Below are 308 nucleotides of genomic sequence, written 5' to 3'. Positions count from 1 at the left end.
AACTACATGACCCAGCGCACCACCGGCCGCCACCGTCGGCCCGGTCGTCTCCGCACGACCAGCACCACCCTGACCCGCACGGCGGCCGTGGCCGCGACGTCGACCGGCCTCCTGGCCGGTGCGGCGCTCAGCGCCAACGCAGCACCCGAGGTGCCCCAGGACCGTGACGGCCTGCTCCGTCTCGGTGTGGACGTCAGCACCGACCGCACGGTCACCGTGGACCGTCCGGCCGAGGCCGCCGCCGCCCCGTCCGACATCGAGCTCGACTCCTTCGGGATCGGCGGGTTCTCCGCCTACACCCCCGAGGT

1 protein-coding gene is annotated in these 308 nt (G+C 74.0%); it reads left to right on the top strand.

Annotated features, from left to right (window positions below):
* A partial coding sequence (locus tag Q0795_RS17145; protein ID WP_298891766.1) for a hypothetical protein occupies positions 1-308 on the top strand: 308 nt, incomplete at both ends.

Origin of the sequence: uncultured Serinicoccus sp., from assembly GCF_947487915.1 — a bacterium.
GTDB lineage: Bacteria > Actinomycetota > Actinomycetes > Actinomycetales > Dermatophilaceae > Ornithinicoccus.
The sequence above is the reverse complement of the archived record's forward strand: the minus strand, read 5'-3'. Positions and strand labels throughout refer to the sequence as shown.